We start from the raw sequence: 26685 nt of genomic DNA, 5'->3' as shown, positions 1-26685 counted from the left end.
TCAGCTGCCCTCTGTCAGGATGGTGGGTGCGGCGCGCAATTGGCGCGCGCTCAGGTGAGACTTCAGCGGAGCGTCCGCGGCGGAGCCGTTGCGGATCAGGGCAAACTCGTCCCTGCCGGTCGCGGTGAGGGTGAGCGGCGCGGGACCGGGATGAGCGCAGCCCTTGGCGCAGCCGGAGACATGCAGCCGTGCGCCCGCAGGCAGGGACGGCGCCAGATCGCGGGCCAGAGCCCTTGTGGCCGAAAGCGCCTGCAGGCACCCGGGCGCTCCTGTGCACACACTCACCAGCAGGCGCGGATCCGTGGCATCCAGGATCAGGCCGGGCAGGGGCGGAACGCGGCTTGCGCCTTCCACCAGGAGCATCCGCCAGGGGGTGAGCCGCAGAGGCCCGAGGCCTGCAAGCTGCGCCAGGGTGGCGGCTGGCATCTGGCCGAATTCAAGGGCCGCGAGGACTCCGCTGGCGGCAGGTCCGGGGGCGGGCTGCGGTGCGGGGGTGCCCCGGGCCGCGCCATGCGATGCCGGTGGCCCGCGGCGCGCAGTCAGACAGTGCATCCTGCCCCGCCCCTCCGGCGCGCCGCCCTGGGCCAGGAACCAGCGGGCCAGCGCCAGCGCCGCTTCGGCTGCGGTTTCAGGCGTCACCGGCAGGCCGGCCTCCGCCCCGTCGGCGCGCAGGATCAGGCCATCCCGCCCGCGTTCGATGCGGATGTCGGCAGCCGCCTCCTGCAACAGCGGCGCCGGGCCGCAATCGACCGCAAAGCCGAACTTGCCCGGCAGGCTGAGGTCACTGTCCCCGGTCAGCGCCGCGCTCAGACTGGCGGCGATGGTGTGAGTGTCATCACCCGTCTGCCAGAACGGCTGCACCAGCACATTCCGCCGCGCCTCCGCGCTTGCATCCGGGTCGAGCAGGTGAAGATCGCGCAGGCCTGCGAGAAGCGCCTCATGCGCATCTTCCCGGATGCCGCGCAGCTGCAGGCTGGCGCGGGCGGAGATGTCCAGGAGTCCGTTGCCAAGGTCCTGCGACAGGGCCGCCAGCCCGCGTGCCTGCGCCGGGGTGAGCCGCCCCAGCGGCGCGCGCACCCGCACCACCAGCCCGTCGCCCGACTTCATCGGCCTCAGCGCGCCGGGGCACCAGCCATAGACCTTGGGCACTGGCGAAGCGGCGCTCATGCGGCGCCCTCCAGATCCGCCATGATCGAGTTGCGGCGTGTCACCCAGAGCCCGGCCTCATGCAGCGCCCGGAACCTGTCGCGCATTGCCTGCAGAGCTTGCGGATTTTCATCCTCCATGAAGGCCACGAGGTCTTCGCGGCCCAGCGTGGCCTCGAAATAGAGATCAAACAGATGCGGCTGCACCACCTGCGCCAGATGCGCAAAGGCCGCCATATGGTCGAGTGTTGCGGCAATCTCGGCGGCGCCCCGGAAGCCATGCGCCATCATCGACGTGGCCCAATCCGGGTTGGCGGCGCGGGCGCGGGTGACGCGGGCGATTTCCTCGCCCAACGACCGCGCCTGCGGCTTGTCGGGCCGGGTGGCGTCCAGGTGATAGAGCGCGGGCGCCTGCTGCCCGACGCGCGCCATGGCAGCCGCGAAGCCCGCTTCATGCGCGGCATAATCTGAAGCCATCAGCACATCGGTTTCCGGCAGATCTTGCAAGTGCACGAAGCTGTCCGCGCCTTGCAGCCGCAGCTCCAGCGCCTCGCGGGCATCGCGGATGGCCCCCTTGGCGTCGATCGCATGGGATGAAGCGCTGAGCCAGGCCTCGCCCGCGGCCTGCCGTGCTTCGTCCGAGTAGTCATCCAGGTGTGCGCCCATCGACAGCCCGTACTGGCCGGGCTTGGGGCCGAAGACGCGAGGGGTTTCGGTGCGGTAGGGGTTGTCCTCTGCCGCCTCCTCGCGTGTGGCAAGCGCGGCTGCGGCAGTTTCAAACATCTGCGCAAGGCCGGGGAACACATCGCGGAACAGACCGGAGACGCGCAAGGTCACGTCGATGCGCGGCCGGTTCAGCATCGAAAGCGGCAGCACCTCGAAGCCGGAAACCCGCTCGGAAGCCTCGTCCCATTTCGGCGCCAGCCCCGCGAGGTGCAGCGCCATGGCAAATTCCTCGCCCGCGGTGCGCATGGTGGCCGAGCCCCAGAGGTCGATCACCAGCCCGCGGGGCCAGTCGCCATGGTCCTGCAGGTGGCGGCGCAGCAGCTCTTCCGCCAGCTTGACCCCTTGCGCCTGCGCCGCCCGCGATGGCACCGCCCGCGGGTCGGTGGTAAAGAGGTTGCGCCCGGTGGGCAACACGTCGCTGCGGCCCCGGAAGGGCGAGCCGGAGGGGCCGGGGGCGACCATCCGCCCGTCCAACGCAGCGATCAGCCCGGCGCGTTCCTGCGCGCCGCATTGGCCGCTGCCGAAGATGTGCAGCCCCTCGCCGTACTGGCTTTCCTTGATGTCGCAGACAAAGGCGTCGATGCGGGTGATCGCCTCCGCGGGCGAGGTCTCGGGGGCGAGGCCCAGGTCGGCTTCCACGCCGGTGCCTTGCGCCTCGGCCCTTATGTCACCGATCAGCCGGTCGCGGCGGGCGGGGTCGAGCCCGTCGGCGGTGGAATACTCATCCAGCAAATGCTCCAGCCGCGCCATGCCCTCGGGCAGGGTGGTCTGCGCCAGCGGCGGCGGCAGGTGGCCAACCGTGACCGCCCCGATGCGGCGCTTGGCCTGCGCCGCCTCTCCGGGATCGTTCACGATGAAGGGGTAGATCACCGGCAGCGCGCCGGTCAGCGCTTCGGGCCAGCAGGCGGAGGACAGCGCTACCGCCTTGCCCGGCAGCCATTCCAGCGTGCCATGGGCGCCGATGTGGACGATCGCGCCGCTTTGCGCCCGCAGCCAGAGGTAGAAGGCCACATAGGCGTGGCGCGGCGTGCGGTCGAGGTCGTGGTAGTCATCCGCCCGCGTCTTCACCTCACCGCGCTCGGGCTGCAGGGCGACCAAAGCGTTGCCTGCGCGCAGAGCCTTGAAATGGAAGGCGCCGTCGCGGCAATCGGCGTCTTCTTCAGGGCGGCCCCAGGCCTCGGCCAGCCTGTTCCGCAAATCCTGCGGCAGCGTGGCGAGGGCGGTTTGGTACTCCGCCAGAGGCAGGCTCAGCGTCTCCTGCATCAGCCGCTGGCCGGTATTTTCCAGCGCGTCCGCCGCATAACCTTCAGCCGCCAGCGCGCGCAGGATTTCCTCGCAGGAGGCCAGCGCGTCCAGCCCCACCGCATGGGCCAAATTATGGTCGCGCCCCGGATAGGTGGAGAGCACAAGCGCCAGGCGTTTCTCCGCATTCGGGCGCTGCGCCAGATGCAGCCAGCCTTCCACCCGGTCGACCGCGGCTTTCACCCGGTCCGGATCGGCGCGGTGGGCAAAGCGGGAGTACTCCAAATCCGGGTCCTTCCGGCCCGGCGACTTGAAGCTGACCACACCGGCAAAGATGCGTCCGTCCACTTCCGGCAGCACCACATGCATGGCGAGGTCGGCAGGCGACAGCCCGCGGTCTGCCTCGGCCCAGTCTTTTCTGCGCGCGGTGGAAAGCGCTACCTGGAACACCGGGCAGCCGGTGGCGGAAAGCGGCGAGGCGCTGCCGTCGCTGCCCTGCGCCGAAAAGGCGGTGGCGTTGATGATGGCCGCGGGGTTCAGCGCGGGCAGCTTTTCGCGCAGCCAGCCGGCGGCGGCGGGCGCCTTGAGGCTGGCGGCAAAGGCGCCGAAGGCGGCATAGCCGCGGGCGCGCAGTTCCGCGATCAGCGCATCCACGGGCGCCGTGTCAGCGGCGGTCAGATAAGAGCGGTAGAAGCTGACCAGCACCAGCGGTTTGTCCTGCACGGCCAGATCAGCCAGCACGCCGCGCTCGGGGTCGTAGAAGCCGAACTGCGGCACCGTTTTCAGCCCGGTGACCGGGCCCGCATAAAGCCCCGCCGCCAGCGCCAGCTGCGCCAGGGCGGCCTGTGCAGCCACCGCTCCGCCCGCATCGCACAAGCTTTGCAGCCGGCGCAGGGTGGATACGGGCAGGGTGGAGAGCGCGTCCAGCCGTGCGTCCTCGCGCCCGTCGGCGGGCAGGATCGCCAGCGCAATGCCCTTGCGCCGGGCAAGGTCCTGGAGCGTTGCAAGCCCGTAGGGCCAGTAGCTTTCGCCGCCGATCAGGCGGACCAGGATGCCCTTGGCGCCCTCCAGCGTCTGTTCCGCGTAGACATCGACCGACAGCGGGTGTTTCAGCGCAACAAGGTTTGCAAGGCGCAGCGAGGGCAGCTTGCCCGCGGCGCGGTGCCAGCCCGCCGCAAAGGCGCCGAGGTCGCTGTCGGAGAAGGACAGCACCACGAGGTCGGCAGGGCTCTGGGCGAGGTCCTGCGGCGTGTCGGTCTCGTCAAGGCCGTGGCTTTCGCGGAATACGACGTGCATGGGTCAGGCCTTTCGCGAACGCTGCTTCGAAGCGCGGAGGACAGTCCCCCGCCCGGGGCCGGGGACTGTCCGGCCCAGGGGCCGGACAAAACAGAAGCTACCATCGCCCCACGCCCGCAAGGACTTACGCCCCCAGCTCGGCGCGGATGGCCTGTTCGTCGATGTCGTCATGCTCGGCGATGACCACCAGCTGGGTCTTGCGCGCTTGCGCCCCCCAGGGTTTGTCATATTGCGCGCGCAGACGCTCGCCCACGGCCTGAACCAGCATCCGCATCGGTTTTCCTTCCACTGCCACATAGCCCTTCACGCGCAGGATGTTTCGCTCGCGGGCGAGTTTCACGATGGCATTCTGCAGCGCCTGCGGGTCGGAGACTTCGCCCATTTCGACCACGATGCTCTCAAAATCGTCATGCTCGTGATCGTGGTGGCCGTCGTGATGGCTGGGTCGCGCGTCGAGATCGTCTTCGGCAGCGGCGCCCAGCCCGAGGATGATGCGCGGGTCGATCACGCCTTCGCTCATCGGCAGGATCGGCAGCTTGCGCGGTGCCTCGGCCTCGATCACGGCACGGGCCTTCTCCACCCCTGCGTCGCCGGCCAGATCGGCTTTGGACAGCAGCACGATGTCGGCGCAGGAGATCTGATCCTCGAACACCTCGGAAAGCGGGGTTTCGTGGTCGATGCTGTCATCCGCCTCGCGCTGGGCCTGCACCGCGTCCAGATCGGGGGCGAATTGGCCCTTGGCGACCGCCTCGGCATCGGCCAGCGCGATCACCCCGTCGACGGTGATGCGGGAGCGGATCGCGGGCCAGTCGAAGGCTTTCAGCAGCGGCTTGGGCAGCGCCAGGCCCGAAGTTTCGATCACGATGTGATCGGGCGCTTCGGGCAGCGCCATCAGCTGTTCGATGGTGGGGATGAAATCATCGGCCACGGTGCAGCAGATGCAGCCGTTGGCGAGCTCCATGATGTTTTCCGCCGGGCAGTTTTCATCGGCGCAGGATTTCAGGATGTCGCCGTCGACACCGGCGGTGCCGAACTCGTTCACCACCACGGCCAGGCGCTTGCCCTGCGGGTTCTGCATCAGGTGGCGGATCAGGGTGGTTTTCCCCGCGCCCAGAAAGCCGGTGATGACGGTGACGGGGATCTTGTTGAGATCGCTCATGGTTACTCCTCGGACGGGAAGGCGGCCGGCGGGATGCGGGCAACGGATTGTTTGCGGAAGGCGGCGGGGCGTTCGCGCCAGGGCACGAGCCCGTCGGCGGTGGCGGCATAGGCGGCAGCGCCGTCGAGGATCTCGCCCACGTGCTGGTCGGGGTCCATGTCGCCGTAGATGTAGCTCCAGCGGTCTTCGCCGCCGGTCAGCGCCACCGAACAGCCGCGCTTGCAGGCCGAAAGGCAGCTGACGCCGCGCAAGGTGACGCCCTCGGGCATGCCTGCTTCCTTCAGTGCTGCCAGCAGGATGCTGCCGGGGCGCGGCGCCTCGGGGTCGGTGCCTTCGCGGCGGCAGGTGAGGCAGACAGTCAGCGTCACGGGTCCTTGCGGTCCCTGTGGTTCCTGGGGGCTGGCGGGGCTTGCCGCCTGGTCTTCAGCCATCTCATGCGTCTCCTGTCGCGGCAGGCAGGCGGGGACGGCCAGAAAGGGGCGTGTGCGTGCAGGCCCCTCAACCGGTCGCGGCGCACCCCGTCCGCCCGTTGAAATCACTCTGCTGGCAGGTCTCCCGGCTTGCGGATCCCAGAGCCATCTGGCCCTGACGGTCATCCTGCCTTCCCGGCGCGCCCGATAGCGCAGCCAGTGGCATGGCAACCTCTCCGGTCACGGTCGCGGGGGCGGCTGTGCTTGAGCCCTCTCCCAAGCTACAGGAGGCGGGCCTTCACATTCCCTCTTCGCCTGCGTTTGCAGGAACCAGCAAAACCCCCTTGCGCTATCGCGGGCTTCTTTGTCAAGACATGGGTCAAACAGCAGGAGAGCCCGCCCGTGAGTGAAAAGTCTGAAACCGGCATCTCGGAAGAGGAAGCCGCCCGCCACGCATCGAAGATGGCCAAGAAAAAGGCCGCCCGCGACCGGATGATGAAGACGAAGGAAGGCGAGAAGGGGCTGATCATCGTCCATACCGGGCCGGGCAAGGGCAAGTCCTCGTCCGGATTCGGGATGATCATGCGCTGCATTGCCCACAAGATGCCCTGCGCCGTGGTGCAGTTCATCAAGGGCGCCTGGGCCACCGGCGAGCGCACGCTAATCGAGGAGAACTTCGGCGATCTCTGCCAGTTCTACGCGATGGGCGAGGGGTTCACCTGGGAGACCCAGGACAAGGCCCGCGATATCGCCGCGGCGCAGAAGGGCTGGGAGAAGGCCAAGGAGATGATCCTGGACGAGAAGAACACGATGGTGCTGCTCGACGAGATCAACATCGCGCTGCGCTATGAGTACCTGGATCCCGCGGAGGTGCTGGAGTTCCTGGTGGAGCGTAAACCGCCGATGACCCATGTGGTTCTGACCGGGCGCAACGCCAAGGAGGAGCTGATCGAGATCGCAGATCTGGTGACCGAGATGGGCCAGGTGAAGCACCCGTTCCGCGCAGGCGTGAAAGCGCAGAAAGGCGTGGAGTTCTGAAGCGTCTGCCGCGGCGGAAGGCGAGGGTCTGCTGCGCAAATCGCGGGCTTGAGGCTTTGCGCTTTGCTTTGCAAATCGCGGGGGGCGGGGGCGGCCCAACGCTTCTGGAGGTGCCGTGAGGCGCCTGCCGGAAGGGGCGGGAGCCCTCCCCGTTCCTGCGGAGCTTTGGGTCAAAAATGCTGCCTTGTTGTTTCGCGCGCGAAACATCGGGTCAGGCGGGCTGATACTTTTTGCGGGCGTTGCCGGGCGCGCGGGCGCGGATATCTGGCGTGAGCGCAACGGGGGCGGGTGATGTTCCGGTCTGACGGTTCGCCAACGGGCGGCAGGCGGATCGGCAAGGCCCGGCTTCGCCGAAAGGGCGGAAGTGAGTGCCAAGCCTCGGCCAAATCGCCGCCGCGTGGGGGCGCAGCGGCGGTGCGCGGCGGCCTTCGGCCTTGTTCCGCGCCGAGGAAATGGTGGTGAGAGGCGGATGCCTCCGGCGGGAGTATTTGGGGCAAGATGACAGGGCCGGGTGCGGCTGCCGCGTGGGGGGGCGGCGGCGATGCGCGCCGGCCTGCGGCCTTGTTCGGCGCGGGCCGGTACTCAATGCCGGGCCCGCCCTTGAGGAGGGCGTTTTGGCGGGGCGAAAGCGCCGCGCGCCCGACGCTAAACCGGGGGCGTGCGCCCGCGATACGCTGCAGGCACTTCGCACCCGCGCGGAGCCGCGCGCGCCTTTCGCCTTAAGCGGCCAGCTGCGCCGCCTTGCCCTCAACATAGGCATCCACCGCCGCGCGCTGTGCCTCATCCAGCCGCAACCCGAGCTTGGTGCGGCGCCACAGATAGTCTTCGCCGCTGCGCACCCATTCCTTCTGCACCGCCCAATCCAGCTCGCGGGCAGTGATGGTGGCGCCGAAGTCCCGGCCCAGGTCGGCAGCCGCGCTTGCCTCGCCAAGGACCTGCCAAGCCTCGGTGCCATAGGCGCGGATCATCCGGCCGGCCCAATAGGGGGACAGGAAGGGGTAGTCGGCGGCGAGTTTCCGGGTCAGCGCCTCCACCTCGGCCACCGCGAAATCGCCGCCGGGGAGCGCAACGCCCGCGGTCCAGTCACCGGAGAGTTGGGGGAAGACCTCGCCGATCTTGGCCAGGGCCGCCTCCGACAGTTTGCGGTAGGTGGTGATCTTGCCGCCGAAGACATTCAGCAGCGGCGCCTGCGCCTGGTCCAGGGTGAGCACGTATTCGCGCGTCGCCGCGGTGGCGGAGCTGGCGCCGTCGTCATAAAGCGGGCGCACGCCGGAGTAGGTCCAGAGGATATCCTCGCGCTTGACCGGCTGTTTGAAATATCCGGATGCAAAATCAACCAGATACTGCTGTTCCTCCGGTGTGCACTCGGGGGCGGTCTCCGGGTCCGGGTGGTCGGCGTCGGTGGTGCCGATGAGCGTGAAATCGGTCTCGTAGGGAATCGCGAAGATGATCCGCCCGTCGGTGCCCTGGAAGAAATAGCAGCGGCCGTGGTCGAAGAGCCTGGGCACAACGATGTGGCTGCCGCGCACCAGGCGGACGTTCTCGCGGCTGTTCTGGCCGAGCTTCTGGCGCAGCACGTCGGCAACCCAGGGGCCGCCCGCGTTGACCAGCATCTTCGCGCGCCGCTCATAAGTCTCGCCGGTGGCGCGGTTCTTCAGGCGGATGACCCAGTGGCCGGCCTTGCGCTCGGCGCCGGTGACCTCGGTGCGGGTCAGGATCTCGGCGCCGCGGGCCTCGGCGTCGCGGGCGTTCAGCACCACCAGGCGGGCGTCCTCGATCCAGCAGTCGGAATATTCGAAGGCGGTCTGGAACTTGTCCTGCAAAGGCGCGCCTGCGGGATCACTGCGCAGGTCCAGCTTGGCGGTGCCGGGCAGGATGCCGCGTTTGCCGAGGCTGTCATAAAGGAACAGCCCGAGTCGGATCAGCCAGGCCGGGCGGCGGCCCTTCATCCACGGCATGAAGGTGGTGAGCAGCTTGGAGGTTGGCGTGTCGCTGTCAAACCGCATGTCCTTGTGGAAGGGCAGCACGAAGCGCATCGGCCAGGAGATGTGCGGCATCGCCTTGAGGAGCACCTCGCGTTCGATCAGCGCTTCGCGGACCAGACGGAACTCGAAATACTCAAGATAGCGCAACCCGCCGTGGAACAGCTTGGTGGAGGCCGAGGAGGTGGCGGAGGCGAGGTCGTTCATCTCGGCCAGGCTCACCGTGAGGCCGCGGCCGGCGGCGTCGCGGGCGATGCCGCAACCGTTGATGCCGCCGCCGATGATGAAGAGATCGGTGAGTTGGGAGTCGTCAGGCATTTTCGCTGCTTTCGTTTTGACCCGTCGTGCCGGGGGCGGCGGTTTCGGGAGAGGCGGTAAGGATTCGCGTGCCGGCGGCGCGGGCGGCTGCGGCAAACTCCTGCGGGGCGGGGCGGTCGGTGATCACCACGTCGAGATCGGCGACGTCGCAGATACGCACGGGGGCGGAGCGGGTGAACTTGCTGCCGTCGCAGACCAGCACCTTCTGGCGGGCGTTCTTCAGGATCGCGCGGGCGACGGAAACCTCGCGGGCGTCATGGTCCAGCACGGCGCCGTCGGCATCGAGGGCAGAGGCGCCGATGACCGCAAAGTCGACCTTGTAACGGGAGATGAACTCCACCGCGTCCTCGCCCACGATGGCGCCGTCGCTTTGCCGGACGGTGCCGCCTACGAGGATCAGCTCTTGCGGCTGGCCGCCAAGCATCATGTTGATAATGTTGATATTGTTGGAGATCACCGTAAGTCCGCGATGGCCGGAGAGGGCGCGGGCGACCTGTTCGGTGGAAGTGCCGATGTTGAGCGTGAGCGAGCAGTTGTCGGGGATCAGCTCGGCCGCGGCCTGGGCCATTGCCTGTTTCGCGGCGGCGTTCAGCTTGCGGCGGTCGGCGTAACCCTGGCTCGCGGCGGAGGAAAGCCGCACGGCGCCGCCATGCACCCGCGAAAGCGCGCCGCGGGCGGAGAGGTCGCGCAGGTCGGCGCGCACGGTCTGCAGCGAGACGCCGAAGCGGTGCGCAAGCTCCTCCACCTCGACCCGGTCGTGCTGGTTCAGGAGCGTGATGATTTCGTTTTGGCGGCGTGAAGCGTCCATTTGCTTTCCTTTAGCTGCGATTTATTAGCGTATCACGCTCGGAATGTCACGCGGCGTTTTCGTTTGTGCTGTCAGGCGGCATTTATGGATCGCCCGCGCGGGACAAGGCCGAGAGGCCGCCGCGCATCGCCGGCGCGTCCCCACGCGGCGGCGATTTGGTTGCTGCTTGGCGGTCCCTCGAAAAGGTGTACGGGGTTGGCAGGGATAAACTGCCAGTCAGCTCTGTTCGGATCGCCCCCGCGTGCGCCGGCGATGGGCGGCTTGTTGCTCGGGGTCTCAGACGAGCGGGATCAGGTGGTTGTCCCACGCCAGGGCGGTGCGGTGCAGCAGGCGGGGGCCTGCGTGTGTGATCTCAAACAAGGCGCCGGTGCCGGTGCTGGCGGTGAAACCTGCGTTGGCCGGGCCGGGGGCGAGGCCGCAGACGTCGGCCATGCGGTGCTCGGCGAGCAGCTCTCCGCCTGCGCAATCCATCACCTGCAGAACGCCGCCGCGGGGAGAGGTGACAGCCACCCGGGTGCCGTCAGGGGAGAAGGCGATGGAGCCGCCGTAGCCCTGGAGGTTCAGCACCCGCGGGTCGCCATCCGCCATCAGCCGCGGCGGGGTGCCGGGGCGGTGCAGGCCGGCGATGGGCACAAGCTCGCCTGCACCGCCTTGCCATTGCATCGCAAAGCCCACGGTTCCGTCGGCGCGCATGGCGAGGTGGCGGATCGAGTTCTGGTGCAGGGCGGCGGGGAGCTCCATCTGCGCGTCCAGCGTGCCGCCGGAGCTGAGGTAGCTGAGGTTCGGGCGCATGGTGGCGAGGTTCAGCTTGGCGCGGCCGCTGCCGGGGTGGGTCCTGATGCCGCCGTTGGCCACCACCAGCCCCGGCGCGTCGCGGCGCAGCAGGATGTCATGCGGGCCGGTTCCGCCGGAGGCAAAGGCGCCGATGCGGCGGTAGCCTTTGCGCGTGTCCCAGACGCCGATCCTGCCGCGGGAAGTCTCGTAGGCGTTCTCGGTGGTGTAAAGAAAACGGCCATCGGCGGAGAAGGTGCCGTGGCCGAAAAAGTGATGGCCCGCAGGCGGCTCCAGCCGGGCGAGGGCGGCGCCACTGCGGCAGTCGATCACATTGGCAAAGCGGCCCGGGCGGCGGGCGAAGGCGACGGCTTCCGGGCGCGCAGGGTGGGCGGCGGCGGCGTGGCCGCGGGCGGGCAGCGGGGGGCGGAACAGCGCCCGGCCGTCGCGGGTGAGGCCTGCAAGCAGGAAGCGGCCCTGTTCGTCGCGGCCTGCCGACAGAAAGGCCGGGGCGCCGGCGTCGGCCCAGCTGGCCTGTGGGGCGAGCCCGGTGGCAAGGAGACCGGCGAGGAAGGTGCGGCGGGAGTTCATCGCGGTCTCCGCTCAGTCGCCGTCAAGCGCGTTGAACCCGGCCGCCACCCCCAGCGCCGGGCCGAGGGCGGTGAGGGCGAGGATGTGGATGTCCTGCACCTCCTGATGAAGGGCTTCGATGCGGAGGCGGCTGGCGGGGTCTGTGACGCCCGCCAAGGCGGGGTCTTCCAGCGCGGCGGCGCGGGCGCGGGGCTTGGCGAAGCTGGTGGCGAGCTGGGACTGCAGCGTCTGGCTGCCCTCGGCCAATGCCAGCGCCAGCGGTTCCAGCGCGGCGAGGGACAGCTCGACATGGCGCAGGCTGCGGCCGGAGCGGCGGGCCTCGGCGCGCAGGGGGCGGGGAGCGTCGTAGGTGCCAAGCGGCCGGCCCAGGCGCATGTCTGCCAGCACCTGCAGGGTGGTGGTGAGGGATTTGAACAGCTCGCGGGTGATCTCCGCTTCGCTGGTGTAGCGCTCATTTGGCGTGCGCAGCTTGTCCGCATAGCCCCCGGTCCAGTCCTTGTTGATGGCGCGGGCGGTGGCGGCGATGCCGGTGCTGACAGCCTGCACAAGGGTGCAGCGGTAGGCGGCGCTGCCCGCGGTGGAGAGCTGCGGGTCGTAGAGTAGGTATTCCAGCGCGGTGAAGCCGCGGGCGGCAATGGAGTAGCTGGCGAAGCGGGCGGGGTCGGTGACGCCCGGGTCCTCCTGCCGGATCAGGGCGGAGAGCGCGCGGGGAATCTTGCCGCGGCTGTCGGGCCAGAAGGCAAGGGCGAAGGCGCGGTTCTCTGCCTCGGCGGGGCCGAAGCGGTAGGGGCTGGCGGCGATCCAGGCGTCGTAGGCCGCGTGGTAGGCGCTGCGCAGGGTTTCGGACTGCGCGGTGCAATCGGCTTCGGCGGCTTTCGCCAGCGCGGCGCTGCCGGCTTCCAGTTCGGCAAAGGCGGGCAGGATCTGGTTGTCCGTGATGCCGGCGGAGAGCTCGGAGGCTGCGGCAGGCGCGCTGGCGAGTGCGAGGCAGAACGCAAGGATGCGGGTCATTCAAAGGCTTTCGAGAAACGCAATCAGGGCGGCGCGGTCTTCGGGGCCGAGTTCCACGACGCGGGACTTCGCGGCCTCCGCCTCGCCGCCGTGCCAGAGGATGGCTTCGAGCAGGCTGCGGGCGCGGCCATCGTGCAGGTAACTGGCGCGGGGGGATACTCGGCTGGTGAGGCCGATCCCCCAGAGCGGCGGTGTGCGCCATTCGCGGCCCGTGGCGCGGGCCTCGGGGCGGTGGTCGGCGAGGCCTTCGCCCATGTCATGCAGAAGCAGGTCGCTGTAGGGCCAGATCAGCTGGAAGGACTGCTCGGGGCGGTCTTCAAGCCGGTGGGTCACGTACTTCGGCACATGGCAGGACGCGCAGCCGCTGCCGTAGAAGACCTCTTTGCCGCGCAGCACCTGGGGGGCGTCCGCTTCGCGGCGGGCGGGTACTGCGAGGTTGCGGGCATAGAAGGTGACCAGATCCATGTTGGGCTGGTCGATCTCGGTTTCGCGCGCATCACCGCCGCCGTGAGGGGCGGTCCGGCAGGCGCTTTGCGCGGCGGTGCAATCGCCCGCGTGGGCGGGGAACAGCGGGGTGGAGATGCCGATATCGCCCGCGAAGGCGGCCGCCGATTGCTCGTGGACCGTAGGCATCCCGGCCTTGTGGCCGAAGCGGCCCAGCATGATGCGGTTGAATTCGCGTGACCAGATCAGGTTTGCACGGCCTGAAATGCCGTCGCCGTCCGTGTCTTCCGGGTCGGCATGGGCGAGGATGTCTGCGGCGGGGATCGCCTCCAGCAGGCCCAGGCCGATCATCGGGGGAGCCAAGCGGGGCGACAGCATTGCCCGCGGGTGCAGGGGGCCGTAGCCGAGGTGCGTTGCGGAATAGGCAGGGCGGCGCAGGGTGGCGGTCTCGCCGCCTGCGAGGGAAACGGTGACTTCCTCGTAAGTCACTTGCAGGCGGTATTCCGGTGCGAGGCCGGGGGCCGAGAAATCCTGCAGCTGGCCGCCGTAGGCGGGGTCGGGCGCGGTGCCGATGTAGTCCCCGATGGCGCGCAGATCCTCCGGCACCGGGCCGGGGATAGAGACACGCAGGAACATCGCGGCGGAGGCATACTCGGGCTGCTCCGGCACGTGGCCGCGGCCGTCCTTCAGGTGGCAGCGCTGGCAGGAGCGGGCGTTGTAGAGGGGGCCGAGCCCGTCGGAGGCGAGGGTCGAGGCGGGGGAGAATACCCAGATCTTCTTGAACAGCCCGTTGCCGAGGCGAAAGGCTAGTTCCTGCTCGAAGCTGAGATTGGCGGAGGGCTGCGAGAAAGCCTCGGCATCCTGGCGTGCGCGCTGGGTGGCGGCGCCGGCGGACAGGGTTTCAAATGCTTCGGGGGCGATAAAGTTCTTCGCGGGCGCGGTCACGGATTTGATGCGGGCGTGTTCGGCGGCGCTGCGGGGCAGGGTGGAAAGGTGAGGGTCGGAGAGCGCGATGCCGGCGGCGGTTGCGGGTGCAGTTGCGGCGGCGGGCGCTTCAGGTGCAACAGTGGCAGTGGCAGCGGCGGCTGCAGGGGCGGGGACGGGTTCCGAGGCTGCAAGGGAGCAGGCGGCGGCCGCGAGCGCGGCCGCCATCAGGGCGCTAGCCGCCGGCCTCTTCGATTTTGGTGGCGTTAAGCTGGGCATAGTTCTCTGCACCGATCCGGTCGTGCAGCTCGAGCTGTGTTTCGAGGAAGTCGATGTGGCCCTCTTCGTCCGTCATCAGCTCCTCGAACAGTTTCATCGAGACATAGTCGCCGGCGCTGTGACAGGCATCGCGGGCCTCCTTATAGAGGTCGCGGGCCTCGCGTTCGGCGGCCAGGTCGCATTCCAGGGTTTCTTTGGGTGTCTGGCCGATCCGCAGCGGGTCGAGCTTTTGCAGGTTCGGGTGGCCTTCCAGAAACAAAATCCGTTCAATCAATTTGTCCGCGTGCTCCATCTCCTCGATGCTTTCTTCGCGGCTTTTCTTGGCCATGCTGCCGAGGCCCCAGTCCTCCTGCATGCGGTAATGCAGCCAGTACTGGCTGACCGCGGTCAGCTCGTGGCGCAGGGCCTTGTTAAGGTAGTCGATGATCTTGGTATCGCCCTTCATGTACTTCCTCCCGAATATGGCCTGCGCGCAAATTCTGAAGGTGCGCAGGCACTTCCAGACTAGCGCTGGTGCGCATCGTGTCGAGGAAAAGGGGCATGCAGCCGCCGCAATCGGCGGACTTGCCCAGGGCGTGGTAGATCTTGCCGGGGGTAATTATCGTTGCGGGGTCTGCACTTCGCATCCAGTCGATCGCGGCGTGGATGTCGTGGTCCGAGATGTTGGTGCAGTGGCAGACGATCATGTCGCGGCGTCCTTGCAGGGCGGCCCGGCGGGCGAGTGATTCCGTTGGGCTTATATCTGACAGTTTTGCTGAGGATTCAAGGATGATCCAGAGTGAAGTGCTTGGGTATGGCGCGACAGATGGTCCCTGACCCTGGCCGCGGGGGGGAAGGGGGATGCGGCGAGGGTCCGGGCAGAGGCGGCGCCTACTCGAACACCGCGCCCGGATTATCGAGGCTGTCGGAGCCTTCGATGCCGACCCCCTCCAGCTTCAGCGCCGCCACAACCTGTTCCAGCGTGCGGGTCTGCGCGATAAGCCCGTCTACGCCCGCCATGATCAGCGCTTCGCCTGCATCATTGCCCTGCGCCAGCATCCGGTCGTAGGAGAAGCCGGCTTCGGCGGCGGTCTTGATGCCGCCGAGCGCACGCATGGTATGGGACAGCTTGCCACGCATCTGCGCGTCCAGCGCGGGGTCTTTGGCGGCGACCAGATCGCTCAAGCTGGGGCCGGAGATCTTTTCGCCGTTCAGGCGCACGTATTCGCCGAGATAGACGTTCTGAACGCCCAGGCCATCGTAGTAGTGGCTGTTGTGGGTGTTGTCGGAGAAGCAGTCGTGCTCTTCCTCGGGGTCGTTCAGCATCAGGCCGAGGCGCATGCGCTCGCCCGCCTGCTCGCCGTAGGAAAGCGAGCCCATGCCGGTGAGCATCGCGGTGATGCCTGCGTCCTCGTCCGCCAGCAGGGTGCTGCGCGCGCCGCCGTCTTCACCCCATTGCGCGGCCATCCACTCCAGATCGCTGACCAGGAGATCGGTTGCGGCCTTCAGGTATGCGCCGCGGCGGGCGCAGTTATCGTTGGTGCAGTCCTCGCCTGCCGCGTAGTCGGTCCAGGGGCGGCTGCCCGCGCCTTGTCCGGTGCCGTTCAGGTCCTGGCCCCAGAGCAGGAATTCGATGGCATGGTAGCCGGTGGCGACGTTGGCCTCGATGCCGTCGGCCTCGTGCAGGGTGGATTCCAGCAGTTCGGGGGTGATCCGGGCGGCGTCGATCTGCTTGCCCGAGAGCTCGAACACGGGGCTGGCAATCACGTTGAGGCCGGCCAGCGCGTTTTCCCCGCCCAAGCCCCCGTAGGATGCATCCACGTAGTCGATCAGCCCCTCGTCCAGCGGCCAGGCGTTCACCTTGCCTTCCCAGCCGTCGACGATGGCATTGCCGAAGCGGAACACCTCGGACTGCTGGTAGGGCACCCGGGCGGCAATCCAGGCCGCGCGCGCGGCGGTCAGGTTTTCGGCGGAGGGGGCGGCGGTCAGCGCCGAGACGGCTTCTTGCAGGCGCTGGGCGGCGGTCAGGCTGTCCTGGTACTTGGCTTCGGCGATGTTGGCGTAATTGGCCAGCACCTCGGCCTTGGTGGCGGCAAGGGCCGGGGCGGCGAGGGCCAGCGCGGCGAGCGCGGTGCCCGCGCGGAAAAGCGGTTTCATCGTATATGGCCTGGTTGCAGTGGTTTGAAGTGAATTCAGTGCAGGGTGCGGGCCACGGGCGCCGCTGTTGCGGGCACAAGCGGCAGGGTCTGGTGCAGCAGCCGCGTGTATCGCCCGGCAAGCTCCGCCAGCGCGGCGGCCTCGGCCGGGCGCACGATCAGCGCGGCGAGCAGGCGGGCGTCGTCCTCCTCGCTTTCGGCGGCGGCGGCGAGGAGGCTGGCAAAACAGTTCTCGTCCGCGCCGAGGCAGGAACAGCTCAGCCCGTGGCGCACCAGCGGGCGGCGGCCGTGGGTGGCGCAGAAGTTGCAAAGTGTACCGAAGGCCCCGAAGGCGGCAAGCCCTGCATCGGGGCCGAGAGCCGCCTCGAAATCCTCGCGCAGCTGGGCGCGCGCATCGGGGCCGGAGAACCAGTGGCGCAGGGAGACCACGGCGCCGGCCTCCAGCGGCGGCAGTTCGGACAGGAGCCCGACCGCAGCGCCGCCGCGGGGCTGGGTGCGGGGCCGGCTCATTTGGTGAGGATCAGCTTGCCCGCACGGGTGATGCGCAGCGCGTAGATCTGGCCGTTGAGCAGGATGCGGGCCTGCACACCGCCGCGGGTCAGGTCCTCGGCGTGGTAGGTGGGGTAGACTTCCGCGGCGGCCGGGGCGGCCGCGGAGGCCGCGGGGGCGGGGGAAATCTGGTTCATTGGGGTAATCTGATTCATGACGGGCATCCGTTGCTGAATTCCGCCCGGTCCAGAAGCCATTCCAGACAGAAGCCGGACAGCGGTCCAGAGGCGGCAAAGACCGCGCGCCAGAGCTGGCGGGTGTCTTCGAACTCCTGAACGGCGGGCTGCGGGCCGCGCGGGCGGCGGGACTGGTCCGGCATGGGGCGATCTCGGTTTGTTTGCACAATTCGGGCTCGCCTGACGCGGAGCAGGCTGGCTGGAATGGGTTATTTCTGATTGGTTTGCTCGGGATTGTCAATCCGAGTTTTTTAGTCAGGAAAAAATTCCGCCTGCGGCCCGGCAGCCGGGCGGCGGGCCAGTTCCTCCACCAGATGGTTGATGAACAGGCGCACCCGCTGCGGCTGGTGGCGGCGGTCCTGATAGACGAGGTAGAGCGCGAGGCTCTGGGTGGCGCCCTCCGGCGCCGGCCCGCAGTCCAGCGCACCGCGGCGGACGTCGGTTTCGCAGACCTGCAGCGGCAGGCAGGCCCGGGCGAGCCCCTCCAGCACCAACTGAAGGGTGAGGTCGAAGGACTCGCAGCGCACCGAGCCGGGCCGCAGCGGCTGCTGCAGCGGACCAGCCAGCGGCCCGAGCACCGGCAGCGCAGGGTCTTCAAGGCGGCCGGGCGGCGCGGCCAGCACCACGGGGGTGCGCAGCAGTTCGCGCGCGATCAGCCCGGGGCCGCCGGGGCGGTTGCCGCGCAGGGCCACATCGATGCCGTCGGCGACGAAATCGGCGGGCTGGTCGCTGACCGCGATATCGAGCGAGATCTCCGGGTGGCGGGCCAGGAAGCGGCGGCTGAGGGCAGCGAATTGCGCCATCGGGAAGGCGGTGGGGATCGACACCCGCACGGGGCCGCGCGCACTGCCCCCGGCCGAGACCAGGCTGCGGGCGGCCTCGATTTCGTCCAGCGCGATGCGGCAGCGCTCCAGGAAAACCGCGCCCTCCGGCGTCAGGGCGACGCTGCGGGTGGTGCGGGTGAGCAGGCGCACGCCAAGGCTGTCCTCCAGCGCGCGGACCCGCGTGGTTACGGTTGAAGGCGGCAGCCGCAGGCGCCGGGCGGCCTTGGCAAAGCTCAGCTGGCTGGCGACTTCGGCGAAGGTCTCGATCGTCTCAAGGCGGCTCATTGCGCGGAAACTCCGTTTAATCACTTCGATTTTAAGCGGATTATTCCCGGGAAAGCGAGGGGGTAGCTCTACAGCAGAGCAATTGGAGAGCGAGCATGAACAAACGGGATTTTCTGAAACTGGGTACGGCGGGCATGGTGCCGGGGCTGGCAGCGGGGCTGCTGCCTGCGGCGGCGCGCAGTGCGGGCTCCGAGGTGCAACTGCGCTGGCTGGGCGGAGCGACGCTGGAGATCGAGGCGGCGGGCCTGCGCATCCTGACCGATCCCTGCCTGGGGGAGGGGGCTGAGGCCTTCCGGATGCCCGACCCGAACGAGATGTTTGACCTTGCCAAGGGACCGGAGGTGAAGATGCACGCGCGGCTGACGCCGTTTCCCGGGCTGGGGCACGCGGCTTATGACCTGGTGCTGCTGAGCCATGCGCATGAGGATCACTTCGACCAGAAGGCGCAAGCCTGGCTCGGCCGCAAGCTGCCGCTTCTGTGTTCCGCCCACGATGCCGGGGCGCTGGCGCAGAAGGGGTTTGCGGCGCAAGCGCTTGCGCATGGCGCGGCGCGGAGGTTCGAGGCTCCGGCAGGCCGGGTGACGGTGACGGCGCTGCCCGCGGTGCATTCGCTGTCGCCGCGGGTCTCGCAGATCCTGGGGCTGGGCAACGGCTACCTGATCGATGTGGAGGCGGCAGGCGTGCGCAAGCGGATCTACTGGGCGGGCGACAGTTTCCTGGCCGGTCCGGTTGCCGCGGCGCTGGACGCGCAGCCGGCGCCGGATCTGTTCATTCCGCATATCGGTGCGGTGGGCGGCAGCGGTGCGCTGGGGCCGATCTCGATGAGCGGGGCAGAGGCAGCGGAGTTTGCCGCGCAGCTTGCGCCCGGGGCGGTGCTGCCGGTGCATCATTCGACCTATGCGCTTTACCAGGAAGGGCCGGAAGGCCTGCGCGCGCATCATGCGGCGGCGCAGCCCGCCTGGCAGCTGCTGATGCCAGCGGAGGGCGCGCAGATCGCGGTCTGAGCCGCAACGAAGAAGGCCGCCCGGAGGAGGCGGCCTTTTGGCTTGCGGGCAGCGGCGTTCAGGCGCGGGTGCCGGAGAAGCGGGACTGCCAGTCCTCGCGCTGCTCGTCGGTGATCTTGGCAAAAAGCACCTCCGGCACCGTGAAGCCGTGGCCCGCGGGCAGGGCGTCGAGCGCGGCAGCCACGTCTTCGGGCCAGCTGCGGTCCCCGCTCCCCAGCGCCGCCATCAGCCGGTCGGCCGCGTGCGGGATGAAGGGGGCAGACAGCACCGCGTAGAGGCGGATCAGGTTGAGGCCGAGGCGGACCTGGGCTGCGGCGCGTTCGGGGTCTTCCTTGAAGACCGACCAGGGCGCGGCGGCTTGCAGGTATTCATTGCCCGCCACCCAGATCGCGCGCAGCTCCTGCGCCGATTTGCGGACCTCCATCGCCTCCATGTGCTTTTCATAGGCATAGATGCGGGTGGACAGTTCCGCGAGGAGGTTCTGCTCCTGCGGCCCGTATTCGCCGCCTTCGGGAACCTGCTCGCCGAACTTGGAGCGGCAGAATTTGGTGATGCGGGAGACGAAGTTGCCGAGCACATCCGCCAGATCCTTGTTCACCGACTGCTGGAACTTTTCCCAGGTGAATTCGGAATCGCTGCTTTCGGGCGCATGGGAGAGCAGCCACCAGCGCCAGTAGTCGGCGGGCAGGATCTCCAGCGCCTGGTCCATGAAGACGCCGCGGCCCTGCGAGGTGGAGAACTGGCCGCCGTCATAGTTCAGGTAGTTGAAGCTTTTCAGGTGGTCGACCATCTTCCATGGCTCGCCCGAGCCCAGGATCGTCGCCGGGAAGGAGAGCGTGTGGAAGGGGACGTTGTCCTTGCCCATGAACTGCACGTAGCGCACGTCTTCGGCGCCCTTGTCGGTGCGCCACCAGCTTTGCCACTCGTCCTCGGATTTGCCGTTGGCCTCGGCCCATTCGGCGGCGCAGGCGATGTATTCGATCGGCGCGTCGAACCAGACGTAGAAGACCTTGCCTTCCATGCCGGGCCAGTCCGCGCCGCCCTTCTTCACCTTGATGCCCCAGTCCAGATCGCGGGTGATGCCGCGGTCCTGCAGCCCGTCGCCGTCATGCAGCCACTTCTTGGCGATCGAAGTGGTGAGCACCGGCCAATCGGTTTTGGTGTCGATCCAGGCGTCGAGCTGATCGCGCATCGCGGACTGGCGCAGGAACAGGTGCTTGGTCTCGCGCACTTCCAGATCGGTGGAGCCGGAGATCGCCGAGCGCGGGTTGATCAGGTCGGTCGGGTCGAGCTGCTTGGTGCATTCCTCGCACTGGTCGCCGCGGGCGCGTTCGTAGCCGCAGTTGGGGCAGGTGCCCTCGATGTAGCGGTCGGGCAGGAAGCGGCCGTCGGCGTTGGAATAGACCTGCTTCTCGGTCACTTCCTCGATCAGTCCGGCGTCAGCGAGCTTGCCCGCGAAATGCTGGGTCAGCGCGTGGTTCTGCGGGCTGGAGGAGCGGCCGAAGTGGTCGAAGCTGAGGCCGAAGCCGCGGGCGATGCCGGATTGCACCCCGTGCATCTCGGCGCAGTACTCCGCCACCGGCTGGCCTGCCTTGGCGGCGGCCAGCTCGGCCGGGGTGCCGTGCTCGTCGGTGGCGCAGAGGAACATCACCTCGTGGCCGCGGCCGCGCTGGAAGCGGGCATAGAGATCAGCGGGCAGCTGGCTGCCGATCAGGTTGCCGAGGTGCTTGATCCCGTTGATGTAGGGAAGCGCCGATGTAATCAGAATGCGTGCCATGCCATCCATCCGAGTAATAGGTCAGCCGCCCGTCTAGCGCATGCAGAGGGGCGCGGAAACCCCCGGCCCGGTTTGCGGGGGCAAATAACGGCGGCCTGGGCCTGGCGGGTCTAACGGGTCTCGCGGGCGCGTTTCAGCAGGCGGCCGATGGTGAAGGAGGTGCGCGGCGCGTAGACGTAGTGGGTGCGCGCCTCGGGGGCCGGCCGGGCGCGCATCCGGCCGAGGCCAAAGGCGATCAGCAGCACATGTCCGAGGGCGACGAAGGCGAACAGCGCGCCGGGTCCGTAGGCCTCGATCAGGGCCGAGGAGACATAGGGCGAGGCGATGGCGCCGAGCGCGTACCAGAACATCAGCGCCGCGGCGAGTTCGACCCGCTCGGGCGAGGAGGCGAAATCGTTGGCGTGGGCGGCGGAAACCGAGAAGATCGGGAAAGTGGTCACGCCGAAGAAGATCGCTGCCAGCATTACCCCGAGCATGCCTGTGGTGCTGGCGGCAATGGTGATGGCGCAGCTGACGATTGCGGCGGCGGAGAGCCAGATCAGCACCCAGCGGCGGTCGAACTTGTCGGCGAGCCAGCCCATCGGATATTGCGCCAGCGCGCCGCCCAGCACGTAGGCGGCAAGGAAAAAGGCGATCTGGCCGATCTCCAGCCCGACCGCCTGGCCGTAGACCGGGCCGACCATGCGGAAGGAGGCCGAACTCAGCGCCGAGACGATCACCCCCGCCACCGCCAGCGGCGAGCAGCGCCAGGCCAGTTTCGGGCGCAGCCGCGGCGCCTCGGGGGTTTCGGGCTGGTTTGCCTTGGTGAGCGTCAGCGGCAGCAGGGCGGCGCAGCACAGGATCGCCAGCAGGTTGTAGGAGACGTAATAGGCCGGCGGCAGCACTGCGATGATCAGCTGCGCGCTGAGTGAGGCGCTCATGTCGGCGATCCGGTAGGTGCCCATGGCGCGGCCGCGGGTGGCGTTGGTGACCTTGGCGTTGAGCCAGGCCTCGATCACCGTGTAACAGCCCGCAACGCAGGCGCCGGAGGCGATCCGCAGCACCGCCCAGACGTAGGGGTTTTCGCTCAGGGTGTGGCCGAGGATACCCATCGCGCCAAGCGCGGTGCAGACAGCGAAGGCGCGGGCGTGGCCCACGTCTCCCATCAGCCGCGGCGCCCACCAGCAGCCGATGAAAAAGCCGAAGAAATGCGCCGAGCCGAGGAGGCCGATCTGCTCCTTGCTGAAACCCAGCGTCAGGCCGGAGATGGCATCGAGCGGGCCGACGCCTCCGGTGGAGAGCTGCAGCAGGATGACGGAAAGGAACAGGGCGGCGAAGGAGACGATCAGGCGCATGACAGGGGTGACCATGGCAGCCTGGCCGGGCAAAGCCACCCCGGCAGCGTCCTTGGGATGTCGGTTTCGGGCGGGCTGTGGGTTTTTTGGCGCGGGTTTTGCGGCGGGCTTTCGGGGGAAAGCCGGGGTCGGCTCAGCCCGCGGCCAGCAGCCGGGCGCGGATATCCAGGCCGACGCGGTCGCCTACCAGATCGGGGTAGCCGCCGGCCCCGAAGGCCGCGCGGCTGAGCGCGCCGGAGAGGCGGATGTCGAGCAGCGCAAGGTCGGTGGGCGCGCTGCCCGGCGGGCGGTAGAGCGCCGCGGCGAGGCTCAGCGGCCGGGTCACCCCGCGCAGGGTGAGCAGGCCATGAAGCCGCGCCCCGCCCGAGAGCCGCCCGCCCGGTCCCAGCTGCACGCGCCGGGTCACGAAGCGGATATGCGGAAAGCGCTCCGTGTCCAGCACCTGCGGGCTGCGCAGAGCGTCCGTCGCGAATGTTATCCCGGTGCGGGCCTGGTTTGCGGCGAGGGTGACGTCGGCGCGGCTCTGTGTGAGGTCCTGCGCGTCGATGCTGATGCGGGCGGCGGCGACGGGGATACTGCCGCGCTGCGCCACGCCGTTCAGGGTGAAGATGAAGTCCGCGTGTGTGGCCGCGGGGTCGAGCCGGTAGGGCCGCGGCACCGCCCAGAGTTCGGGCGCGGGGAGGGCTGCCGCGGCGAGCGCGGCGGCGAGGGTGGCGGCGGTCTGTTTCAGAAACCTCCTGCGGTGCGGCATCGGCGGCTGTCCTTCCTGCGGCGGGAGCGGCGCGTCAAAATAGCTCCGGAGAGTCATTGTAGCTCAAATGTGCTGCGGCGCGGATCACGTTGCTGGGGGGGCGTGCGTTGGCGGCGCGCTGCCACCAGCCGGGCGCGCGCCCGGCGGGGGCAGCTTGCGGGCCCTGGGAAGGGGGCGGGCCGGGAGCAGGTTGCGGGCGGTGTCTGCCGGCCGCGCCGGCGGGGGCCTCGGGGCAAGGTGCGGGTGGTGCGCGGAGGCGTGTTGCTCCTGCCGGGGGCGGAGGTGCGGGCCGGGTCGCGGTTCGCGGCGGCGGCGGAGGGCTGGCGGGCTGGGGACGGGGGGCGGGCAGAGGCCTGCCGCCTGCCGCAGGAGCGGGATCGCAGGCCCGGTTCTGGGGGCCGCGGCGGGGGCTGAATTGATAAGCGCGTCTGCCGCGTATCAGCCGGAACTGGCGTGCAAGTCTGCCCGCGGCGTGGTGCGCCAGGCGGTTCGGGTGTGCGGCTGTGCAGGCGGACCGGGGCAGTTGTGTCCCTGGCGCATTGGCCGTGTTGCGCGGCCCTGGGGCGGCTTGCCAGCGTCTGGGAAACTGCTTGCGCCCTTGCGGCGCGCGGCATTGCCCCGGGCGCAGCGGCTGGCTGCGCGGCCCAAGGCCGTCAGGACTGGCCCGGCAGCGCCGGAGCGGGCCGCGGGCGCGGGAGGGCTGGGTCCGGCTGCGCCGGGCTGGAACTGTGCGGCGCTTGCGCGGCGGCGGCTGGCGGTTGTGTTTCTGCAAGGGCCGGGACCGGGGTGGCCTGCAGCGGTGCGCCGGGGGCGGCCTGGCGGATCTGCCAGCGGCGCGGCGGGCTGGTGCGGGCGCGCAGGCAGTGCAGCTGCCACTGCCGCGGCTGCGCCCATCCCGGGGCCCATCCCGGGGCGGGTGCGGGCGCGGCCGCGGGAGCATCCAGAGTGCGCGGAACTCCCGCGTGAGCCTCGCAGGGGGCGGAATTGGGGGCGTCTGCGGCCTGAGGCGCTGCCGCCGGATGGGCCGGGGCCAGGTGCCAGCGGCTTTCGATGCCCCGGGCGCCGCCGCCGCCCGGGGTGAGCAGCAGCCCCAGCGGCAGGCTCTGCGCGCGCCCGGCTGCGCCTGCGTTTTCGCTTGCGCTTTCGGCGGCCAGATGCAGCCGCCGCACCGGGGTCATCGCGGGCGGCTCGGGGAGCTCGGCCACCACCAGCGGCGCGGCGCCGCTGCGCAGGGCTTCCTCCATGCTCCACAAGAGATCCTCGGCCCGGGTGGCTTGCACGAAGAGGAAGCGGCCGGGGGTGGTGCACTCAGACATGCCGTCGGGGTTCAGCCGGGTGCTGTTCCAGGCCGGGGCGATCCACAGCACCGGCCCTTGCACCGCCGCCGCCAGCCAGAGCGCAAAGCGGTGGCGGGCGGGGCCGCAGGCCTCATGCGCGCGGCCCTGCGCCAGGGTCACGCCCTTCAGCGGAGAGAGCTGCGGGCGGGCGTGGCGGCTGGAGGCGGGGAACAGGTGAGTCGGCATGGGGGCATGTTAATATGTTCGTGTTTTGTTCTCAATTGCGGAATGGCGGTGCTGAGGGCGTGCGCGCGGGGCAGGCAGAGGCGGCGCTCCCGCCCGGCCCTGCACCGCCGCGGGCGGCACGGGGCCGGTTGGGTCGGGCGCCGCGGCTTGCGCGCGGCGCGGCAGCGCTTGCGGCTGGCGGGAGGGGCAGATCCCCGGGGCGGTCAGATGCCAGCAGAGGGGTGTCAGCTTGGGGCCAGCGCCTGATCCAGCGCGCGGAAAAAGGCGGTGCGGGCGTGGGTTTCGCTCCAGGGGCGGTGGCCGCGCCGCGGCAGCAGGCGGAAGCGGGCCTCCGGCAGCAGGTCCTGCAGCGGCCGGCGGACACCTTCGGCGGGATGCGGATCATGGCTGCCGTGCAGGGCCAGCACCGGGCAGCGGATCCGCGCCACCGCGCGCAGCAGCGCGCCGGAGCGGCGCATCCCGCCGGCCTCGGCCCAGACGGCTGCGAAAATGCGGCGGTCGAAGGAGAGGGCGGGGCGGGGCAGGTCCGGCAGCGGGGCGAAGGCGTCGGCTTTCTCCAACAGGTGCAGGGCGCGGGCGAGGCCGTCTGCGGTCTCCATGCCCGGGCCTTTCAGCAGCGCCGTCAGCGCCTGCCATTCGGCGGGGTGCAGGCGGGCCCGGCGCGCGGGGGCGATCTCTGCGGCGCAGCGCGCCTCGAAGGGCGGGCAGCCCACCAGCACCAGTTTCGAGACCAGGCCCGGGTGCTGCGCCGCCAGGAGGCAGCCGAGCCAGGCGCCCCAGGAAAAGCCGATCAGCACCGCGGGGCCCGCAAAGGCGGATTCGAGCTGGCGGCGCAGTTCCGCGACTTGGCCTGCCACCGAAATTTCGCTCTGCCAGGGTTCCAGCACGCAGTGCCCGCGGGCGGCAAGCGTCTGCGCCACCGGCGCCATCTCGCCCGCGGCGCCGGGGCCGCCATGCAGCAGTGCTGCGCTGAAGGGCGGGGCGCCGTGGCGCCGGGTGGTCTCGGCTGACGGTTTCATCGCAGTGACCTGTGTGGTGCGGCTGTGCGCGGCTCCGGCGGCGCGGTTTCCGCCGCCCATCCGCCGCCCATCCCCGGCGCAGGGCGTCCGCGCGGGCTGCGCCTCAGCCCTCGCGCGGGACCACCGGGCCGTCCTGTTTGACCCATTCGGTGAAACCGCCTTCGAGGTGCATCACCGGCTGCAGCCCCATCTCCATCGCCGTTCTGGCGCTGAGGGCCGAGCGCCAGGCGCTGGCGCAGTAGAAGACATAGGTCTTGTCCTGGTTGAACACAGGCTTGTGGTAGGGGCTTTCGGGGTCGATCCAGAATTCCAGCATCCCGCGCGGGCAGGAGAAGGCGCCGGGGATCATGCCGCTGCGCTGCAGCTCGCGGATGTCGCGCAGATCGACGAAGACATAAGATGCGTCCTGTGCCTTTTGCAGGGCTTCGGCCACCGGCATGGTCTTGACGGTCTGGTTTGCTTCGCCGAGGAGCGCCTTGACGCCCTTGATTATCTGTTGCGGCACGCTGTCGGCTCCCCTTTGTTGGCGTCCCAAGTGATTGCCGCGCAGGCTGCCGGGATTTTCGCGCCGGTGCAAGCTCCGCCGCTGCCGCGGCGCCGCCTGCCGCGATCCAGGCATGAAAGCCGCCGTGCAGACAGAACGCCCGCTGCAGGCCCATCTCCGGCGCCGCCTTCGCCGCCTTCGCCGCCAGGGCCGGGCGCCAGCCATTGCCGCAGCAGAAGGTGAAAACCCTGTCTTCGGCAAACACCGGCTTGTGATAGGGGCTGACCGGGCCGATCCAGAATTCCAGCAGGCCGGGGGGCAGGAAAAGGCCCGCCGACAGCGGCGGTTTTCCCCACCTCGCGGATGACCCGCAGGTCCGCAAACAGAGTCTCTGCGCAGCCCTGCGCTGCCGGCGCGTCCGGACTGGCGAAGCGGGGCACTGCCGCTGCCGCCTCCGCAACCAGGTGTCTGCAGCTCTTGGTAAAGGCGGTCGTTATCGGGGTTCCTTTTTATGCCGGCTGAAACAGGGTGCTTCCATGCGCGCTGAGTCAGCGGTTTCTGAGGGCTTTAATCAAATCTTTTGCTGGCACGGCCCCGCTCTGATTGCGCGAGACTTTGAATGCCGCCGCCGAACGCTGCCCCCGCGGCCCGGCGGCGGCTTGCACTTGGCGCCGGGCCGG

General features: G+C 69.3%; 24 protein-coding genes and 1 riboswitch. Of the genes, 2 read left to right on the top strand and 22 right to left on the bottom strand.

Annotated features, from left to right (window positions below):
* The 4 genes from cobG to ACOHX0_RS05405 form a co-directional block, all read right to left on the bottom strand.
* A complete protein-coding gene (gene cobG, locus ACOHX0_RS05420) occupies positions 1-1167 on the bottom strand; it encodes a precorrin-3B synthase (protein ID WP_420675667.1) in 1167 nt (388 codons plus the stop codon).
* Positions 1164-4409 (bottom strand): cobaltochelatase subunit CobN, encoded by a 3246-nt coding sequence (cobN, locus tag ACOHX0_RS05415; RefSeq protein WP_420675666.1) that lies wholly within the window; start codon positions 4407-4409, stop codon positions 1164-1166. Before cobN ends, cobG begins: the two co-directional genes overlap by 4 nt.
* A gap of 124 nt (positions 4410-4533) precedes the next feature.
* Positions 4534-5568 carry a cobalamin biosynthesis protein CobW gene (gene cobW / locus ACOHX0_RS05410; RefSeq protein WP_420675665.1) on the bottom strand — a complete coding sequence of 345 codons (1035 nt, stop codon included), beginning with the start codon at positions 5566-5568 and terminating at the stop codon, positions 4534-4536.
* Positions 5569-5570: 2 nt separating this feature from the next.
* Positions 5571-5999 (bottom strand): DUF1636 family protein, encoded by a 429-nt coding sequence (locus ACOHX0_RS05405; RefSeq protein ID WP_420675664.1) that lies wholly within the window; start codon positions 5997-5999, stop codon positions 5571-5573.
* A 97-nt stretch (positions 6000-6096) separates the two neighbouring features.
* A riboswitch (cobalamin riboswitch) is annotated at positions 6097-6328 on the bottom strand.
* A 52-nt stretch (positions 6329-6380) separates the two neighbouring features.
* Between ACOHX0_RS05405 and cobO the strand changes: the two genes are divergently transcribed.
* Positions 6381-7016 carry a cob(I)yrinic acid a,c-diamide adenosyltransferase gene (gene cobO / locus ACOHX0_RS05400; RefSeq protein WP_420675663.1) on the top strand — a complete coding sequence of 212 codons (636 nt, stop codon included), beginning with the start codon at positions 6381-6383 and terminating at the stop codon, positions 7014-7016.
* 719 nt (positions 7017-7735) lie between these two features.
* Here cobO and glpD read toward each other — a convergent pair.
* The 12 genes from glpD to ACOHX0_RS05340 form a co-directional block, all read right to left on the bottom strand.
* The gene (gene glpD, locus ACOHX0_RS05395) at positions 7736-9316 is read right to left on the bottom strand and encodes a glycerol-3-phosphate dehydrogenase (protein ID WP_420675662.1); all 1581 of its coding nucleotides are present in this window, start codon (positions 9314-9316) and stop codon (positions 7736-7738) included.
* On the bottom strand, positions 9309-10124 hold the full coding sequence (locus ACOHX0_RS05390) for a DeoR/GlpR family DNA-binding transcription regulator (RefSeq protein WP_420675661.1): 816 nt from the start codon (positions 10122-10124) through the stop codon (positions 9309-9311). The genes glpD and ACOHX0_RS05390 overlap by 8 nt, the downstream gene beginning before the upstream one ends.
* A gap of 276 nt (positions 10125-10400) precedes the next feature.
* Complete coding sequence (locus tag ACOHX0_RS05385) at positions 10401-11486, bottom strand: DUF1513 domain-containing protein (protein WP_420675660.1); 1086 nt, start codon at positions 11484-11486, stop codon at positions 10401-10403.
* Between the two features lie 12 nt (positions 11487-11498).
* Entirely contained in the window at positions 11499-12497 is a 999-nt protein-coding gene (locus tag ACOHX0_RS05380; RefSeq protein ID WP_420675659.1) for an imelysin family protein, read from the bottom strand.
* A complete protein-coding gene (locus ACOHX0_RS05375) occupies positions 12498-14093 on the bottom strand; it encodes a di-heme oxidoreductase family protein (protein ID WP_420675658.1) in 1596 nt (531 codons plus the stop codon). It lies immediately after the preceding gene.
* 7 nt (positions 14094-14100) lie between these two features.
* Positions 14101-14589, bottom strand: coding sequence for a bacterioferritin (gene bfr / locus ACOHX0_RS05370; protein WP_420675657.1), 489 nt, complete (start codon positions 14587-14589; stop codon positions 14101-14103).
* Positions 14555-14830, bottom strand: coding sequence for a (2Fe-2S)-binding protein (locus ACOHX0_RS05365; RefSeq protein WP_420675656.1), 276 nt, complete (start codon positions 14828-14830; stop codon positions 14555-14557). The genes bfr and ACOHX0_RS05365 overlap by 35 nt, the downstream gene beginning before the upstream one ends.
* A 184-nt stretch (positions 14831-15014) precedes the next feature.
* Positions 15015-16280 (bottom strand): imelysin family protein, encoded by a 1266-nt coding sequence (locus tag ACOHX0_RS05360; protein ID WP_420675655.1) that lies wholly within the window; start codon positions 16278-16280, stop codon positions 15015-15017.
* 35 nt (positions 16281-16315) lie between these two features.
* Entirely contained in the window at positions 16316-16789 is a 474-nt protein-coding gene (locus tag ACOHX0_RS05355; protein WP_420675654.1) for a hypothetical protein, read from the bottom strand.
* On the bottom strand, positions 16786-16965 hold the full coding sequence (gene hemP / locus ACOHX0_RS05350; RefSeq protein WP_420675729.1) for a hemin uptake protein HemP: 180 nt from the start codon (positions 16963-16965) through the stop codon (positions 16786-16788). The genes ACOHX0_RS05355 and hemP overlap by 4 nt, the downstream gene beginning before the upstream one ends.
* 14 nt (positions 16966-16979) lie before the next feature.
* Positions 16980-17147: a hypothetical protein gene (locus ACOHX0_RS05345; protein WP_420675653.1), complete on the bottom strand. Its 168-nt coding sequence runs from the start codon at positions 17145-17147 to the stop codon at positions 16980-16982.
* 108 nt (positions 17148-17255) lie between these two features.
* Positions 17256-18113, bottom strand: a complete 858-nt coding sequence (locus ACOHX0_RS05340; protein WP_420675652.1) for a LysR family transcriptional regulator — start codon at positions 18111-18113, stop codon at positions 17256-17258.
* Between the two features lie 95 nt (positions 18114-18208).
* Here ACOHX0_RS05340 and ACOHX0_RS05335 point away from each other — a divergent pair, with 95 nt between their 5' ends.
* Positions 18209-19117: an MBL fold metallo-hydrolase gene (locus tag ACOHX0_RS05335; RefSeq protein WP_420675651.1), complete on the top strand. Its 909-nt coding sequence runs from the start codon at positions 18209-18211 to the stop codon at positions 19115-19117.
* Positions 19118-19175: 58 nt separating this feature from the next.
* On the opposite strand, the gene metG is transcribed toward ACOHX0_RS05335, so the two are convergent.
* From metG to ACOHX0_RS05305, 6 genes are all read right to left on the bottom strand, one after another.
* Complete coding sequence (gene metG / locus ACOHX0_RS05330) at positions 19176-20894, bottom strand: methionine--tRNA ligase (protein ID WP_420675650.1); 1719 nt, start codon at positions 20892-20894, stop codon at positions 19176-19178.
* A gap of 110 nt (positions 20895-21004) precedes the next feature.
* Complete coding sequence (locus tag ACOHX0_RS05325; protein WP_420675728.1) at positions 21005-22228, bottom strand: MFS transporter; 1224 nt, start codon at positions 22226-22228, stop codon at positions 21005-21007.
* A 133-nt stretch (positions 22229-22361) separates the two neighbouring features.
* Complete coding sequence (locus ACOHX0_RS05320; protein ID WP_420675649.1) at positions 22362-22979, bottom strand: YceI family protein; 618 nt, start codon at positions 22977-22979, stop codon at positions 22362-22364.
* A gap of 653 nt (positions 22980-23632) precedes the next feature.
* Positions 23633-24502 carry a hypothetical protein gene (locus tag ACOHX0_RS05315; RefSeq protein WP_420675648.1) on the bottom strand — a complete coding sequence of 290 codons (870 nt, stop codon included), beginning with the start codon at positions 24500-24502 and terminating at the stop codon, positions 23633-23635.
* 224 nt (positions 24503-24726) lie between these two features.
* Positions 24727-25521, bottom strand: coding sequence for an alpha/beta fold hydrolase (locus ACOHX0_RS05310; RefSeq protein ID WP_420675647.1), 795 nt, complete (start codon positions 25519-25521; stop codon positions 24727-24729).
* 103 nt (positions 25522-25624) lie between these two features.
* A complete protein-coding gene (locus ACOHX0_RS05305; protein WP_420675646.1) occupies positions 25625-26026 on the bottom strand; it encodes a rhodanese-like domain-containing protein in 402 nt (133 codons plus the stop codon).
* Positions 26027-26685: the final 659 nt, after the last annotated feature.

Source organism: Cribrihabitans pelagius, from assembly GCF_048820915.1.
Lineage (GTDB): Bacteria > Pseudomonadota > Alphaproteobacteria > Rhodobacterales > Rhodobacteraceae > Cribrihabitans_A > Cribrihabitans_A pelagius.
Note: the sequence above shows the minus strand (reverse complement) of the source record. Positions and strands in the feature narration are given on the sequence as shown.